This is a genomic window from Undibacterium parvum (assembly GCF_003955735.1).
Lineage (GTDB): Bacteria > Pseudomonadota > Gammaproteobacteria > Burkholderiales > Burkholderiaceae_D > Undibacterium > Undibacterium parvum.
In genome coordinates this window covers 559,301-573,653 of sequence record NZ_CP034464.1, presented here as the reverse complement: position 1 = coordinate 573,653, position 14,353 = coordinate 559,301, and the positions used below count along the sequence as shown (strand labels likewise).

Sequence of the window (14,353 nt, the reverse complement as noted above, 5' to 3'; positions counted from 1 at the left end):
TTATTTTTGGATAGGCGAAAAATCTCTGGAGAAGCTTTTGCGCCAATTTTTGTCTCGGGCACGAAAGCCGTAATAGATTCTAAATCCGCGCATGCAATTTGCCATGAATTATTTATCAATCAAGCAAAATAGTTCGATGAAATGCGACTAGGCGCGCGAGCCCGCGCATTTGCGGTCGCCGCCATTGGCTGGTTTTAAAGCATGTTATGAATGTGTCGCTTACAGCGCAGCATCAGAGCCGTCAATTAAACTTACCCAATCGCCAGACTTGCCACCGTGTTTTTCCATAACGCGAATGTCGCTCATGACCATGCCGCGGTCCACTGCCTTGCACATATCGTAGATGGTTAATAATCCGACTTGGACTGCGGTTAAGGCTTCCATTTCTACGCCGGTTTTTCCGACTGTTTCAACTTGTGCGCGACACGCTATCTTGGCGTTTTCAGCGTCTACGCTAAAGTCAACGGTGACGCGGGTCAGTGCCAGCGGGTGGCATAGCGGGATCAAGTCGCTAGTACGTTTGGCAGCCATAATCGCGGCGATGCGCGCTATACCTAAGACATCACCTTTTTTTGCGGTTCCTTGGGTAATGATCGCAAGAGTTTCTGGCTTCATGCGTATAGTGCCACTGGCGACGGCGATGCGGTGGCTGTCTTTTTTCTCGGCGACATCGACCATATGGGCCTGACCAGTGCTATCAAAATGCGTTAGTCCGCTGTCATTTGGTGTTTCTTTTGGAGTGCTAGGCATGCTCATAGTGGGCGTCAAAGAGGAGAGGTAGGTATGAAAATGGGAACAAAAAAGGAACGCGACATGCAACGAAATAGCGAACGAAATGTGGAGCAAAATGGGGAACAAATCGCGTTTGTGAGTATCATAGCATTGTGAAATCAAATCTCCCCCTACTCCAGATCAAATTTTTGCGCTTGCTGCTAGTTGCGGCACTGGCGGCGCCGGCCTCTCTGCTGTCGACTTTGCCCAGTCATGCGCAGAATCTGCCAACCTTAGGCGATACCGCGCGCGAGGATTTATCTCCGTTTATGGAACGTAAGGTCGGCGAGCAAATTATGCTTAGCGTTCGACGTGATCCTGATTTTATCGATGATGGGCCTACCACCGAGTACTTGAATCGGCTCGGCAACCTCATGTTGGAAAAGCGTCCGGATGCGCGTGGCGAGGCGGTCGGTGATTTTGAGTTTTTTGCAGTGCGCGATCCGGTCTTAAATGCCTTTGCTTTTCCTGGCGGCTTCATCGGCTTTCATTCGGGCTTGATACTCTCGGCACAAACCGAATCGGAGCTGGCCTCGGTCATGGGGCATGAAATTGGCCATGTCTCGCAAAGGCATATCGCCCGCATGATAGGTAGCCAGAAACTCGATGTCTTAATTCCCTTAGCCAGCCTTTTGATCGGCGCTCTGGCAGCGCGCTCCAGCCCGGATGCGGCAATGGCGGTGATCATGGGCGGGCAGGGTGTTGCATTGCAGCGTCAGATTAATTTTACCCGCGAAGCTGAGCGTGAGGCCGATAGGGTGGGTTTCCAGATCTTGCGCGATGCCGGTTTTGATACTTCGGGTATGGTGAGTTTTTTTGGTCGCTTGCAGGGGGCTGGACGTAATTACACTGATACCGCACCGGATTATTTACGTAGCCATCCTCTGACCAGTGAGCGTATGGCCGACATTCAGGGACGCTTGCATGATCAGCGCTACAAGCAGCACGTTGATGGCCTGGACTTTTATTTGATACGCGCCAGGGTAAGGGTCTTGCAGGATAGTAGCGTCCAAGGCTTGATGGATGCCAAAGATTTTTTTGAGGCGCAGGCAAAAAACGATCAGTTAGAAAGTGCGGTCAGTGCTAAATATGGTTTGGCCTTTGTGGCCTACAAGCGGCATGATTATGTTAAGGCTTCAGCCTTGCTGGAGCAGGTGGTGGCACAGGTGGAGCGATCGGCGCCGCACCAGGCGATGTTAAAACAAACCAGCGCCTTTGCCAGCCTGGCGATAGACATAGCCGTCGCAAGCAAAAATTATGAACTCGCGATCAAGCTTTCACAGGCGGCGATGCAGCAATTGCCTTTGTCGCGTGGCTTGGTGTATCAACATGCAGAAACTCTGCTCACCGCAAATAGGGCAGAAGATGCCGCCCTGTTTTTGCGTGATCAACTGAGTTTGTATCGGCATGAGGTGGCCTTGCAAAACCTACTGGCTAAGTCGTATGAAGCCCAAGGTAAGCAGGCCTTACAGCACATTGCCTTGGCTGAAGCTTATGCGATAGAAGGCGCGCTGGCGGCGGCCTTGCAACAATTGGAAATTGCCAGGCGTGACGCGAAACTGCAATATTTTGATCTGTCGGTCATCGACGCACGCGAACGCGAATGGAAAGAAAAACTGAGAGTCGAAAATCTAGAAGATAAAAAGCGAAAATAGTCAGGGCTTGTGTGCGAGGGCTGAATTGCTGCGCGGAGCAATTTTTTTGTAAGTCTAAATCTATACCGGTTTTACTTTGGGATGTTGGATATAGCCAGCGCTGTGCATGAGTTGGTTTAGTTCGGCGCGCACTAGTGGATAGCGAACTGCCGTGTGGGGAGGCAGGCCGCTCGTCAATAGGATGCTGGCGCGACTTTGATTGGCATCCGCTGACTCCTTAGCGCCGAGTTCCAGCCATGTCATTAGATCTTCATCGCTGACTGGCTTGGCGTCTAGTTGCACTTGTGGTAAGCAGGTAGCCAGATCGCGGTCATCTAGTTGCGCCAAAATTTCACCAGCACGTAAGTAGAGTTGACCGCTGCTACTCATGAACGCCGCATCGATCGCTGGCAGCGCCACCGCCGTGTGCAAAATCAAACCGTCGGGTGTGGTATTGACGATATACGGTGCGCTTTCCAGGTCGACGTAGACCCGCTGCGGGCCATTTTGAAAATACCAGCAGCCATCTTGATCATGCTGATAATTGCGGTTAATAAAACCAAGCAGGGTAGGGTTGCGGATTTTGTCACCCGCTAACTGCAGAGCCTGCGCCCTTTCGTCGCGCATGCGCCAATTGCCGCGCGCATCTAAGCCTAACCAGCCATAGCAATGCGGTACATCTGGCCATTTGGCGATTGCCGCCAGTACGATCTCATCCATATTATTTGCCCTCGAAAAAATGCAGGATGCGCGTCGGTAGCCAGTCTAGTGTGCCGGGCAGGCTGCCGACCGCAAAGCCAACATGACCGCCATATTGAGGATACTCTAAACGCACCTGCGATGAGGCCTTGTGGGGTAAATGCTGAGCGGGTAAGAACGGATCGTTTTGCGCATTCAGCACCAAAGTTGGAATCCGTATCTGTTCTAATATGTGTTTGGCACTAGCTCTGTCCCAGTAGTCATTGGTGTCGCGGTAACCGTGCAGCGGGGCCGTGACTACATTGTCGAATTCATATAAATTCTTAGCTTGTAACATGGCGTCTTTATCAAACAGCCCTGGAAATTGTTCTAATTTCTTTAGGCATTTGGGCTTCAGGGACTGCAAGAACATGCGGGTGTAAATCAGATTGATGCCGCTAGAGAGTGAGGCCCCGCCAGCTGCCAGATCGAGTGGTGCCGAGATTGCGCAAGCCGCATCGACTATGCTTGCGGCTTGCTGAGTTTCGCCCAGCCAGCGCAATAGCGCATTGCCACCTAGGGAAACGCCACAGGCGAAAAATTTCGCCTTGGGGTGCTTGATGGCATATTCAGACTGCAGTCTTACTAGTATCCAGCCGATTTCTTGCGAGTCGCCGGAGTGGTAAAAGCGTGGCGCACGATTGAGTTCGCCCGAGCAGCCGCGAAAATGCACTACCACTCCTGACCAGTTTTTGCTCTGTAAGAGTGCCATCAGGGCGCGCGCGTAATGGCTGTCGCTGGAGCCTTCCAGCCCATGAAACAGTACCACGCAGGGTTGCTCAGCTGCGCCATCGACGAAGTCTAGATCAATGAAGTCATGATCTGGACTGCTCCAGCGCTCACGGCGAAATTGCACCGCTGGCTTACGTATGCAAAGGGCGGGGTAAATCGTTTGCAGGTGGCCGTTGGGCAACCAGGCTGGTGCTGGGTAATTCATGTCTTCCTGTAGTTAATGCAAAACGTTAATGCAAAACGCTGGCTTGGAATAAGTCTAGTGGCGCCTGGCCGGAAGAGATAGACGCGTGGTGGGTGGCGATGCGCCAGCCTTGCGGTGTTTTGACATAAACATTGGTTGCCACAATATGCAAATCTTGCGCTACGCCTTGCTTGGGCGGCATTTCTTCGATCACGCTGTGCACCGCGGTAAACATGTTATGCATGGCATGCAGCTGTATCGCATGGATCTGCAAGCTGCCGCGTTCAAAGATGGCTTCCCACGAGGCGCGGATTGCTGCGTGCCCGATCAGGCGTGGGGCACCCGGGTGGATGCAGACGATTTCTTCGTCTTCAGCCCATAACTCCATGAATGCTTCCAAGTCAGCCCGGCTGATCGCGTCATAAAACGCGGTTTCTAGCTCATCTGCACTGCCGTTAAATTGTTTTTTGGCTGCCATGGAAATTCCCTGGATTTACGAATAAGGGGATACTAGGGTGGAGTATGCTTGGTTGATGCAAGGATGCGCGCTATCTATATGCGCAAGCGCTTGCTAACTAAACATACTCCCTGTTTACCTCAAACTGTACTACCTCAAACTGCAATACTTCAAACTGTATTGGCTCAATGTGGCTTGAGTACGGTACCAGCTGCCAACTTGTACAGAGTGCCACAATACGGGCAAGTGGCGGCGCCACCATGCGACAAATCAAGGTAGACGCGCGGATGCGAGGACCACAAAGGCATAGAAGGATTAGGGCAATGCGCAGGCAAGTCGTGCGCCTGCAGTTCTATGGCCGCGTTCGAGTTAGCGTGGTTGGGGCTGGCTGACATACTATTCTCCGGAAAATAAAATCATGCTTGTTACCTGATCAATGCCGTGATTTTAACGGATTCCACCGCCAGTGCGGTGCACTCTGGCGCAAGTATCGTAGAAAAGCACCTGATAGCCGCAGAAAGCCCCGGAAAGCCTAAGTCTGGCAGCCCTCAGTGTGCGCTTGCTTCAATCGACTATCAGCAGTTTTCAGCAGAAACACGGCTTCCTCGTTACAATGGCCGTCTTTTATTGCAAATTTCCCCTCATAAGTATCATGACGACTGAAATTGATAAAGCCGCGTTCCAGGAGGGCTATAAAGTGGGTATGCCAACCTGGTTCGGGGTCGGTGCCTGGGGTTTGGTGGTGGGTGTTGCCATGATTAAGGCCGGATTGAGCGTGCCGCAGGCGCTAGGGATGACGCTGATCGTGTTTGCCGGATCGGCCCAATTGGCCTCATTACCCTTGATTGCCGCCCATGCGCCGCTGTGGGTGATTTTTACTACCGCCTTGGTCGTCAATCTGCGCTTCGTCATTTTTTCAGCTATCCTGGCACCGCATTTCTCGCATTTGTCATGGCGTACCAAGGCGGTGATGGGATATTTAACGGGTGATATTTCGGTTGCCCTGTTTATGCAAAAATATCCAGAGTTTGTCGAGACGCAAGGCAAGTTGGCGTATTTAAAAGGGCTGGTTTACCCAAACTGGAGTTCCTGGCAGATAGGATCGATCATCGGCATCTTGTTAGGTAGCCAGATTCCGGCCAGTTGGGGTCTGGGTTTTGCCGGCACTCTGGCAATTTTATGTGTGATGTTGCCTGCTGTGGTGAATAAGGCCGCGGTCTTGGGTGTATTCGTGGCAGGAGTCGCTGCGGTGTTGGCTGCCGGCCTACCGTATAAATTGGGCTTGTTACTGGCGGTGCTGATGGGGATGTCTGCCGCCATGGTGCTGGAAGAATGGTTGGAGAAACTGCATGCACCAGAGGGCGAGGCATGAGCAATACCGAAATCTGGCTGGTGATCGCTTTATTGGCGGTGGCAACTTTTATTGCCCGTAGCTCATTTTGGCTGATTGGTCATCACATTAGCTTGCCCAAACGGGTGCAAGAAGCGCTGCGTTACGCCCCCTCGTGTGCCTTGGCGGCGATTATTTTCCCAGATCTCTTATTGAGTAATGGCGCTATCTCGATCAGTTTTGATAATCCCAAACTCATCGCTGGTATTGCCGCGACAGCTTTTTTTCTGGTGAAACGAAATATGTTGTTCACCATCTATTTTGGGATGGCGGTGTACACCTATGTGCGCCTGGGATTATAGTTTTTACACGATTTTTTGACTATCCTGTCGAAAACCATAGGGTTGCACCTAGGTGTTTGGTAAAATACTGCTCTTGTCGTCCGACCTCAACCTTCATCATCGACCATTTCCATGCTATTTAATCGACTCAGTGACCTCATCGCCGCCAACCAGCTTCAAGGGAAACGTGTATTTATTCGCGCAGATCTGAACGTGCCACAAGACGATAGCGGCAAAATAACCGAAGATACGCGCATACGCGCTTCGGTTCCAGCGATCCAGCAAGCTCTGGCTGCTGGTGCTGCCGTGATGGTGACTTCGCATCTGGGTCGTCCTACCGAAGGTGAATTTAAACCCGAAGATAGTCTGGCACCGATCGCGCAAAGGCTTTCTGAGTTGTTAGGCATGACGGTAGAATTAAAACAAAACTGGCTAGACGGCGTTGACGTTGTGCCAGGTCAAGTGGTCTTGCTGGAAAATTGCCGTGTGAATAAAGGCGAAAAGAAAAATGACGATGCTCTGGCGCAAAAAATGGCCAGTCTTTGCGATATTTATGTCAACGATGCATTCGGCACCGCCCACAGAGCGGAAGCGAGCACCCATGGTATCGCCAAGTATGCAGCAATTGCTTGTGCCGGTCCTTTATTGTCGGCCGAGTTAGATGCTTTAGGTAAAGCGCTCGGTGCACCGGCACGCCCTTTGGTGGCGATCGTGGCTGGTTCCAAAGTATCGAGTAAGCTGACCATCCTGAAATCTCTGGCTGACAAGGTCGATAATCTGATCGTCGGTGGCGGTATTGCGAATACCTTTATGTTGGCAGCTGGTTTGAAAATCGGTAAATCTTTGGCAGAAACTAATCTGGTCGATGAAGCCAAGGCCATCATAGAGATGATGGCTAAGCGCGGTGCATCCGTACCGATTCCTAGCGATGTCGTGTGCGCTAAAGAATTCTCTCCGACCGCAATCGCAACCGTTAAAGCCGTGAGCGAAGTCGAAGACGACGATATGATCCTCGATATCGGTCCTGTCACTGCAGCTAAATTTGCCGAGCAAATCGCGCAAGCGGGCACGATAGTCTGGAATGGTCCGGTTGGTGTGTTCGAGTTCGATCAGTTTGGTAATGGTACTAAAACTCTGGCTATGGCAATTGCCGCCTCGAAAGGCTTCTCGATTGCTGGCGGCGGCGACACGCTGGCCGCGATCGCCAAGTATGGCATCACCGAACAAGTTGGTTATATCTCTACTGGTGGCGGGGCTTTCCTGGAATTTTTGGAAGGCAAGACTTTACCGGCGGTTGAGATTTTATTGCAACGCGCAGCGAAGTAGTTTGCAATAAAGTAGGCGCATATTTACAAGGCAAGTCCACAATTATTCAGGAGACCAGATGTCACGCGGAACCAAAATTGTAGCAACCATAGGCCCAGCATCCAACGATTTAGACACGCTCAAACGCATGTTGGAGGCGGGTGTGAATGTGGTCAGGCTAAACTTTTCGCATGGCAAGGCACAGGATCATATAGATAGAGCGAATATGGTCAGACAGGCCGCAACTGAATGTGGACGTGAAATCGCCATCATGGCCGATTTGCAAGGTCCGAAAATTCGCATTGGTAAGTTTGAAAACAATCGTATCGAGATTGCCAATGGAGACAAATTTATCCTTGATGCTGATTGTAAATTGGGCAATCAAGAACGGGTAGGCTTAGATTACAAGGCATTGCCACGCGATGTTAGACCTGGCGATGTTTTGCTGCTGAACGACGGCTTGATCGTGATGGTGGTCGACAAGATCGTCGCTAACGAGATTCACACTACCGTGCGTATCGGTGGTGAACTGTCGAACAATAAAGGCATTAATCGTCAGGGCGGCGGTCTTACTGCACCCGCTTTGACTGCTAAAGACATGGAAGACATCAAGACGGCGATGTCGTTTCAAGCCGATTACATCGCCGTGTCGTTTCCCAAAAATGCGACTGACATGGAAATGGCGCGTCAGTTGTCGAATATCGCCGGTGAGCCTTACGGCCACAAGCCTATGATGATCGCCAAAATCGAACGCGCTGAAGCGATTCCTTTGCTGCAAGAAATTCTTGATGCCTCCGATGGCATCATGGTGGCGCGTGGCGATCTGGCGGTAGAAGTCGGCAATGCTGCGGTTCCGGCCTTGCAAAAGCGCATGATTAAGATGGCGCGCGCTTCGAATAAATTGGCGATTACTGCTACCCAGATGATGGAGTCGATGATCGTCAATGCGGTGCCGACCCGCGCTGAAGTCTCTGACGTGGCCAATGCCGTGCTCGATGGTACTGATGCCGTGATGACTTCGGCTGAAACCGCTTCAGGCAAATATCCTATAGAAACCGTCGAGGCGATGGCGGCAATTTGTCTGGAAGCTGAGAAGTTCCAGGAGTGCAAGCTTGATGCTGATTTTTTGAACCTGACGTTCACCCGCATCGATCAATCGATCGCCTACGGCGCTTTGTTTACCGCCTATCATTTGCGCGTCAAAGCGATCGTTGCATTGACAGAATCTGGCTCTACCGCTTTATGGATGAGTCGCCACAATATCGACATTCCGCTATTTGCCTTGACGCCAAGTGTGGCGACGCAACGCAAAGCAGCTTTGTATCGCAATGTGCAAACCTTTAAAATGCCGCACTCAACTGATCGCGACGCGGTGCTTAAATCCGTCGAAAACCTGTTGCTGGAAAAAGGCGTAGTCAGCCGCGGCGATACGATCGTCGTCACCTGGGGCGAGCCTATGGGCCAAGTCGGCGGTACCAATGCGCTGAAAATCGTCAAGGTTGGCCAATACTGATTTTTTTATCTGGAGTAAATTATGTCACTCGTATCTATGCGTCAATTGCTGGACCATGCTGCTGAAAATGGCTATGGCATCCCAGCCTTCAATGTTAATAATCTGGAGCAGGTAACTGCGATCATGGAAGCGGCCAATGAGGTCGGCGCGCCCGTCATCATGCAAGCCTCTGCAGGTGCTCGTAAATATGCAGGCGAAGCTTTTCTGCGTCATTTGATCGAAGCCGCAGTTGAAGCTTATCCGCACATTCCTGTCGTTATGCATCAGGACCATGGTCAGTCGCCAGCAGTCTGTATGGCTGCCATCAAATCCGGTTTTACTTCGGTCATGATGGATGGTTCCTTAATGGAAGACGGTAAAAACGTTGCCAGCTACGACTACAACGTCGCGGTTTCGCGTGAAGTGGTGAAATTCTCGCATTCTATCGGTGTGACGGTAGAAGCAGAACTGGGTGTGCTCGGTTCTTTAGAGACCATGATGGGCGATAAAGAAGACGGTCATGGCGCTGATGGTAAAATGACGCGTGAACAGTTGTTGACCGACGTGGCACAAGCTGCTGACTTCGTTAAATTGACACAATGCGATGCATTGGCAATTGCGATCGGTACTTCGCACGGCGCTTACAAGTTTTCCCGTAAGCCTACCGGCGATATTCTGGCGATCGACCGTATCAAGGAAATTCATGCTCGCATTCCAAACACCCATTTGGTCATGCACGGTTCTTCTTCGGTACCGCAAGAATTACTCGAAGAGATACGTCAGTTTGGCGGCGACATGAAAGAAACTTACGGTGTGCCGGTTGAAGAGATCATCGTCGGTATTCAAAACGGTGTTCGCAAGATCAATATCGATACCGATATCCGTCTGGCCATGACTGCAGCGATCCGTCGTTACTTGTTTGAAAACCCAAGCAAGTTTGATCCGCGTGACTACCTCAAGCCAGCCCGTGAAGCGGCTAAATTGGTCTGCAAGGCAAGGTTCCTGTCGTTTGGTTGTGAAGGCCAGGCTGGCAAGATCAAACCTGTTACGCTAGAAAAAATGGCTGAGCAGTACAAGAAAGGCGCCCTGTCTCAGGTCGTCAACTAAGCTGAGGATTAACAAGCGAAGTAATTCGCTGGTATTTCGCAGGTGAGAACGGGGCGCAGTCTGCGCCCTGAGTACTTTTAAAAAGCAAACATTATGACTACGCAAATTAACTCCACTTTACATTCTTTGCCATTGCTGGGGCGCGGCAAGGTACGTGACAACTACGCGGTTGGCGACGACAAACTCTTGATCGTCACTAGCGATCGTTTATCCGCATTCGACGTGATTATGAACGAAGCGATTCCTGAAAAAGGTCGCGTGCTCAATCAAATGGCAAATTTCTGGTTTGAGAAGTTGGGTCATATTGTGCCAAACCACCTGACCGGCATTGTGCCTGAGTCGGTAGTTGCAGCTGATGAAGTGGAGCAAGTGCGTGGTCGTGCCGTGGTTGCCAAACGTCTTGAGCCTATCATGGTAGAAGCGGTCGTGCGTGGTTACATCATCGGTTCTGGCTGGAAGGATTATCAGGATACTGGTGCAATTTGCGGCATCACTTTGCCAGCAGGCTTGCCGCAGGCGGCTAAACTTGAGCAGCCAATTTTCACGCCGGCCGCCAAAGCTGAGATGGGTTCGCATGATGAGAATATCAGTTTTGCTGACATGGAAAGTCGCATCGGCACTGAGCTCGCTGCTGCTATGCGTGATATCAGTATTCGCCTGTATAGCGAAGCAGCAGAGTACGCTGCCACTCGCGGCATTATCATTGCCGACACCAAGTTTGAATTCGGTCTGGATGAAAACGGTGTATTACATTTGATGGATGAGGTTTTGACCGCCGATTCTTCGCGTTTTTGGCCAGCAGATTCCTATGCTACAGGGATCTCGCCACCATCTTTCGACAAGCAGTTTGTGCGCGACTATCTGGAAACGATCACTAGCTGGAATAAGACTGCACCGGCGCCGACTTTGCCGGATGACGTGGTGCAAAAAACAGCAGCTAAATATCGTGAGGCGCTCGAGCGTCTGACAGGCGAAAAACTCAAGGACTAAGAGACTAAGGATCAAAGATGACGCAAGCAACTAATAGCGCTGGCAGCAATGCTTCCGGCAACACGGCCAGCGCGACCCCTGTGATCGCTGTTGTGATGGGTTCGTCCTCAGACTGGGATGTGATGCAACATGCTGTCGCTATCTTGACTGAATTTGGCATTGCCCACGAAGCGCGCGTCGTCTCTGCGCACCGCATGCCGGACGAAATGTTTCGTTTTGCCGAAACCGCCAGAGAGCGCGGCTTACGTGGCATTATCGCTGGTGCTGGTGGCGCTGCGCATTTGCCAGGCATGATCGCGGCAAAAACCATTGTTCCAGTGTTCGGAGTTCCGGTTCCGTCTAAGTATTTACGTGGTGAAGATTCTTTGTTGTCTATACTGCAGATGCCAAAAGGCATACCGGTTGCCACTTTTGCAATCGGTGAGGCGGGTGCTGCCAATGCTGCATTAGCGGCAATTGCGACCTTGGCCACTACCGATGCGGTGCTGGCGAGTCGCTTGATCGACTATCGCGAAAAGCAAACCCAAGTCGCCACCGACATGCATCTGCCTTTGTAAAACTATCTACCTGTGTTGAATACGGTGATGTGTACGTCACCGGTAATTTGCCTCCTTGCCCTGCGTGTGCCTCAATATGCAGGGCAAAATTTTTCCGCCATCATAGAGCCATCATGGAAAATACCAAATCTTCGCCGCAACGTGCGGCGCAATTGCCAAATTCTTCTTCCAGTTATCTGGGCATGCTGGGTGGCGGTCAACTTGGCCGTATGTTCGTGCATGAAGCCCAAGCCCTGGGTTTTAAAGTGCTCGTGCTAGAGCCAGAAGCCGATTGCCCAGCAGGACAAGCGGCCGATCAACATCTACAGGCTGCGTATGACGATCCTGAGGCGCTGGCCAAAATGGCGGCTTTATGCGCATCGATCACGACCGAGTTTGAAAACGTTCCGGCTGCTAGTTTGGCCTGGTTGGCGCAAACACGTTTTGTGGCACCGAGTGCAGCCTGTGTCTCGATTGCGCAAAATCGCATAGAAGAGAAACAGTTTTTTAGTCGTTGCGCCTTGGAGACGGGTATCTATCCGGCACCGCATGCGGTAATCGCGAGTCTGGCCGATCTCGAGACTATCTCGGATGCATTGTTTCCCGGTATTTTAAAAACTGCACGCATGGGTTACGACGGCAAAGGGCAGGTGCGTGTCAAGAATTTAGAAGAGTTGCGCGATGCTTACTCGAATATGGATGGCGTTTTGTGCGTACTAGAAAAAATGCTGCCATTAGCTTACGAAATTTCTGTCTTGGTGGCGCGTGGCGCCAATGGCGAGGCGGTGGTTTACCCTATCGCTGAAAACGTCCACCGAGAAGGCGTCTTGTTCACTACCACGGTGCCAAGTCCCCATGTCTCTGCTGATGCAGCAAATCAGGCACAAAAAGCCGCACTTAAATTAATCGCTGATATTGGTTACGTAGGCGTACTCTGCATAGAATTTTTCGTATTAAAAGATGGCAGTATGGTCGTCAATGAGATGGCACCGCGTCCGCACAATAGCGGACATTACACCATGGACGCTTGCATGAGCAGCCAATTTGCCCAGCAAGTAAGAGCAATGGCCGGCTTGCCTCTGGGCGATGTGCGTCAGCATTCGCCCTGCGTGATGCTTAACATTCTGGGAGATATCTGGTTTGATGGCAGCACCTTACGTTCACCGGCCTGGGATAAGATTCTTGCCCTACCTAGTGCGCATCTGCATTTGTATGGCAAGGCCGAGCCTAGACCAGGACGCAAGATGGGGCATATCAGCTTCGTTGCTAGCAGCATGGAGCAGGCGCAAGCTGATTTGCGTAGTGCTTGCAAAATACTCGGCATCGCCTTGCGTTCCGAGTCTTGATGGGGGTAGTTGTGAGTGATTTTATTGAGCCAAGCAAGCAAACTGAGCACACTGAGCACACTGAGCACACTGAGCAAACCGAGCTTAGCCAAATTAGCTTGGCGGCACGCGCCTTAGAGGCTGGACACTTGGTCGCTTTTCCTACTGAAACCGTCTACGGCTTAGGCGCTGATGCTGAGAATCCAGCAGCGGTGGCAGGCATTTATGCCGCCAAAGGGCGGCCTGCTAATCATCCTGTGATCGTGCATCTGGCACCTGAGGCTGATCTTAGTTATTGGGTCAAAGACATACCAGCGCAAGCGCAAGCCTTGATCAAGGCGTTCTGGCCAGGTCCTTTGACCCTGATCTTGGCCAGGGCTGAGCACATCCCTGATGCGGTATCCGGTGGCCAAGATACTATCGGCGTGCGCTGTCCTTCGCATCCGGTGGCGCAGGCTTTGCTGCGCAGTTTCAAAGGCGGCAAGGGCGGTATCGCTGCGCCTTCGGCCAACAAGTTTGGCCATGTCAGCCCGACCACCGCGCAGCACGTCATCAATGAGTTTGAGCAAGAAACCCAGATTGGCGGGCTAATCGCCTCAGTCCTGGATGGTGGTCAAAGTGAGGTCGGGATAGAGTCGACCATTCTTGATCTGAGTCGCTTGGATAGCCATGGCCCGGTCTTACTCAGGCCTGGGCATATCTCCGTCAGTCAGTTGGCCGCGGTGTTGGGTGTCATGCCCTTAGCGGCCGATGTGGCGGCACCACGTGCTTCCGGCACCTTAGATGCGCACTATGCGCCGAATACGCCCGTGGTCTTGCTTGCCAGCGCCGAATTGGATAGCTGCATCCAGAATTTACTGATGACTGGTAAGCGGATTGCCGTGATGGCCTATGCTGAATTGGCGAGTGTTTCGTCGCTGACGGCCTATCTGCACATGCCCAAAGATCCGGTGCACTACGCACATGATTTGTATGCGGCTTTACGTGAGCTCGATCTGGCCGCTGCCGATGTGATTTTGGTGCAAGCACTGCCGGACGATAAAGCGTGGCAAGGCGTGAACGATAGATTGCAGCGCGCCGCCTTCGATAGTCGCGATGTGCTGGCGCAACTGCTGGCTAAGCCCTGACGCTTGGGTGTGGGCTTATTTGTAGATTAACTTCATCGCCAGGATAAACAGCGCCAACATCAGTGTGATGAAGTTGGCGATGATAATCGGCCAGGCGTGTAGCAAGACCCCGTAGGCTAACCAGAGGACGATACCACTCACCAGTATCACGTACATGCCCAGCGAGACGCCATCTGCATGTTTGTTTTTCCAGGTCAGCCAGGCTTGTGGAACGAAGGCGCTGGTAGTTAAGAAGGCGGCAATATAACCGACGAAATCAATCAGTGTTAGTGTCATAGCGAGAA

At 51.7% G+C, this 14,353-nt stretch carries 16 protein-coding genes; 10 read left to right on the top strand and 6 right to left on the bottom strand.

What is annotated here, in order from left to right:
- Positions 1 to 219: 219 nt before the first annotated feature.
- Positions 220 to 756 (bottom strand): cyclic pyranopterin monophosphate synthase MoaC, encoded by a 537-nt coding sequence (gene moaC / locus EJN92_RS02545; RefSeq protein WP_126126390.1) that lies wholly within the window; start codon positions 754 to 756, stop codon positions 220 to 222.
- A gap of 128 nt (positions 757 to 884) precedes the next feature.
- Here moaC and EJN92_RS02540 point away from each other — a divergent pair, with 128 nt between their 5' ends.
- On the top strand, positions 885 to 2,426 hold the full coding sequence (locus tag EJN92_RS02540; RefSeq protein WP_126126389.1) for a M48 family metalloprotease: 1,542 nt from the start codon (positions 885 to 887) through the stop codon (positions 2,424 to 2,426).
- Positions 2,427 to 2,486: 60 nt separating this feature from the next.
- Here EJN92_RS02540 and EJN92_RS02535 read toward each other — a convergent pair whose 3' ends face one another.
- The 4 genes from EJN92_RS02535 to EJN92_RS02520 all read right to left on the bottom strand — a co-directional run bounded on the left by EJN92_RS02535 (position 2,487) and on the right by EJN92_RS02520 (position 4,911).
- Positions 2,487 to 3,125, bottom strand: coding sequence for a DUF2946 family protein (locus EJN92_RS02535; protein ID WP_126126388.1), 639 nt, complete (start codon positions 3,123 to 3,125; stop codon positions 2,487 to 2,489).
- A 1-nt stretch (position 3,126) separates the two neighbouring features.
- Entirely contained in the window at positions 3,127 to 4,080 is a 954-nt protein-coding gene (locus EJN92_RS02530; protein WP_126126387.1) for a hydrolase, read from the bottom strand.
- A 25-nt stretch (positions 4,081 to 4,105) separates the two neighbouring features.
- Entirely contained in the window at positions 4,106 to 4,537 is a 432-nt protein-coding gene (locus EJN92_RS02525; protein WP_126126386.1) for a YybH family protein, read from the bottom strand.
- Between the two features lie 164 nt (positions 4,538 to 4,701).
- The gene (locus tag EJN92_RS02520; protein WP_126126385.1) at positions 4,702 to 4,911 is read right to left on the bottom strand and encodes a zinc-finger domain-containing protein; all 210 of its coding nucleotides are present in this window, start codon (positions 4,909 to 4,911) and stop codon (positions 4,702 to 4,704) included.
- A 257-nt stretch (positions 4,912 to 5,168) separates the two neighbouring features.
- On the opposite strand from EJN92_RS02520, the gene EJN92_RS02515 reads away from it, so the two are divergent.
- From EJN92_RS02515 to EJN92_RS02475, 9 genes are all read left to right on the top strand, one after another.
- Positions 5,169 to 5,888, top strand: a complete 720-nt coding sequence (locus EJN92_RS02515; RefSeq protein WP_126126384.1) for an AzlC family ABC transporter permease — start codon at positions 5,169 to 5,171, stop codon at positions 5,886 to 5,888.
- The gene (locus EJN92_RS02510) at positions 5,885 to 6,208 is read left to right on the top strand and encodes an AzlD domain-containing protein (protein WP_126126383.1); all 324 of its coding nucleotides are present in this window, start codon (positions 5,885 to 5,887) and stop codon (positions 6,206 to 6,208) included. Before EJN92_RS02515 ends, EJN92_RS02510 begins: the two co-directional genes overlap by 4 nt.
- A gap of 111 nt (positions 6,209 to 6,319) precedes the next feature.
- Positions 6,320 to 7,513: a phosphoglycerate kinase gene (locus EJN92_RS02505; RefSeq protein WP_126126382.1), complete on the top strand. Its 1,194-nt coding sequence runs from the start codon at positions 6,320 to 6,322 to the stop codon at positions 7,511 to 7,513.
- A gap of 58 nt (positions 7,514 to 7,571) precedes the next feature.
- The gene (gene pyk, locus EJN92_RS02500) at positions 7,572 to 9,005 is read left to right on the top strand and encodes a pyruvate kinase (protein WP_126126381.1); all 1,434 of its coding nucleotides are present in this window, start codon (positions 7,572 to 7,574) and stop codon (positions 9,003 to 9,005) included.
- Between the two features lie 21 nt (positions 9,006 to 9,026).
- Positions 9,027 to 10,091 carry a class II fructose-bisphosphate aldolase gene (gene fba / locus EJN92_RS02495; RefSeq protein ID WP_126126380.1) on the top strand — a complete coding sequence of 355 codons (1,065 nt, stop codon included), beginning with the start codon at positions 9,027 to 9,029 and terminating at the stop codon, positions 10,089 to 10,091.
- Between the two features lie 93 nt (positions 10,092 to 10,184).
- Positions 10,185 to 11,081 (top strand): phosphoribosylaminoimidazolesuccinocarboxamide synthase, encoded by an 897-nt coding sequence (locus EJN92_RS02490; protein ID WP_126126379.1) that lies wholly within the window; start codon positions 10,185 to 10,187, stop codon positions 11,079 to 11,081.
- A gap of 95 nt (positions 11,082 to 11,176) precedes the next feature.
- The gene (gene purE / locus EJN92_RS02485) at positions 11,177 to 11,638 is read left to right on the top strand and encodes a 5-(carboxyamino)imidazole ribonucleotide mutase (protein WP_407701546.1); all 462 of its coding nucleotides are present in this window, start codon (positions 11,177 to 11,179) and stop codon (positions 11,636 to 11,638) included.
- Positions 11,639 to 11,751: 113 nt separating this feature from the next.
- Positions 11,752 to 12,963: a 5-(carboxyamino)imidazole ribonucleotide synthase gene (locus EJN92_RS02480; RefSeq protein WP_126126377.1), complete on the top strand. Its 1,212-nt coding sequence runs from the start codon at positions 11,752 to 11,754 to the stop codon at positions 12,961 to 12,963.
- A gap of 92 nt (positions 12,964 to 13,055) precedes the next feature.
- Positions 13,056 to 14,069 (top strand): L-threonylcarbamoyladenylate synthase, encoded by a 1,014-nt coding sequence (locus EJN92_RS02475; protein ID WP_265415603.1) that lies wholly within the window; start codon positions 13,056 to 13,058, stop codon positions 14,067 to 14,069.
- Between the two features lie 15 nt (positions 14,070 to 14,084).
- Here the strand turns inward: EJN92_RS02475 and EJN92_RS02470 are convergent, their stop codons facing one another.
- Positions 14,085 to 14,345, bottom strand: coding sequence for a SemiSWEET transporter (locus EJN92_RS02470; protein ID WP_126126376.1), 261 nt, complete (start codon positions 14,343 to 14,345; stop codon positions 14,085 to 14,087).
- Positions 14,346 to 14,353: the final 8 nt, after the last annotated feature.

Bases quoted from the DNA above. Each gene is read 5' to 3' on its own strand.
- moaC (WP_126126390.1), bottom strand. From the start codon at position 756: ATGAGCATGCCTAGCACTCCAAAAGAAACACCAAATGACAGCGGACTA.
- EJN92_RS02535 (WP_126126388.1), bottom strand. From the start codon at position 3,125: ATGGATGAGATCGTACTGGCGGCAATCGCCAAATGGCCAGATGTACCG.
- EJN92_RS02530 (WP_126126387.1), bottom strand. From the start codon at position 4,080: ATGAATTACCCAGCACCAGCCTGGTTGCCCAACGGCCACCTGCAAACG.
- EJN92_RS02525 (WP_126126386.1), bottom strand. From the start codon at position 4,537: ATGGCAGCCAAAAAACAATTTAACGGCAGTGCAGATGAGCTAGAAACC.
- EJN92_RS02520 (WP_126126385.1), bottom strand. From the start codon at position 4,911: ATGTCAGCCAGCCCCAACCACGCTAACTCGAACGCGGCCATAGAACTG.
- EJN92_RS02515 (WP_126126384.1), top strand. From the start codon at position 5,169: ATGACGACTGAAATTGATAAAGCCGCGTTCCAGGAGGGCTATAAAGTG.
- EJN92_RS02510 (WP_126126383.1), top strand. From the start codon at position 5,885: ATGAGCAATACCGAAATCTGGCTGGTGATCGCTTTATTGGCGGTGGCA.
- EJN92_RS02505 (WP_126126382.1), top strand. From the start codon at position 6,320: ATGCTATTTAATCGACTCAGTGACCTCATCGCCGCCAACCAGCTTCAA.
- pyk (WP_126126381.1), top strand. From the start codon at position 7,572: ATGTCACGCGGAACCAAAATTGTAGCAACCATAGGCCCAGCATCCAAC.
- fba (WP_126126380.1), top strand. From the start codon at position 9,027: ATGTCACTCGTATCTATGCGTCAATTGCTGGACCATGCTGCTGAAAAT.
- EJN92_RS02490 (WP_126126379.1), top strand. From the start codon at position 10,185: ATGACTACGCAAATTAACTCCACTTTACATTCTTTGCCATTGCTGGGG.
- purE (WP_407701546.1), top strand. From the start codon at position 11,177: ATGGGTTCGTCCTCAGACTGGGATGTGATGCAACATGCTGTCGCTATC.
- EJN92_RS02480 (WP_126126377.1), top strand. From the start codon at position 11,752: ATGGAAAATACCAAATCTTCGCCGCAACGTGCGGCGCAATTGCCAAAT.
- EJN92_RS02470 (WP_126126376.1), bottom strand. From the start codon at position 14,345: ATGACACTAACACTGATTGATTTCGTCGGTTATATTGCCGCCTTCTTA.